This window comes from Halobellus captivus, from assembly GCF_007655485.1.
Lineage (GTDB): Archaea > Halobacteriota > Halobacteria > Halobacteriales > Haloferacaceae > Haloquadratum > Haloquadratum captivum.
This window is the reverse complement of record NZ_VJXQ01000009.1, coordinates 67,623-67,891: the sequence shown is the minus strand read 5'-3', so window position 1 is coordinate 67,891 and position 269 is coordinate 67,623. Positions and strand designations below refer to the sequence as shown.

Annotated in this window: 1 protein-coding gene; it reads left to right on the top strand. The window is 66.5% G+C overall.

Annotated features, from left to right (window positions below; translation table 11 throughout):
- The coding region (locus FJT57_RS15925) for a hypothetical protein (protein WP_144906840.1) at positions 1-255 on the top strand (255 nt) is incomplete at its 5' end.
- Positions 256-269 lie beyond the last annotated feature (14 nt).

The window sequence follows — 269 nt, the reverse complement described above, 5'->3', positions numbered from 1 at the left end:
GACTACGACCGGCTCGAAACCGAACTCGTTGCCCAGGACCGGGATGCGTCCCGGGTCGCGACGGCGGACATCGACGAGCGGAGTGCTCGGCGTCTCGTTGGCGACCTCGTCGAGGACGATGTGGTGACGCCGATCCCTGACCACCGCATTCTCGTCCACGAGCCCAGTAGCAAGCCCTTCGAGTCGATCACCCAGCTCGCCGTGTTCCATCGTGGCTGGCAGGCCGCCACCGACGCCGACGCGGAGGACAACTGATGCAGCAGACGCTC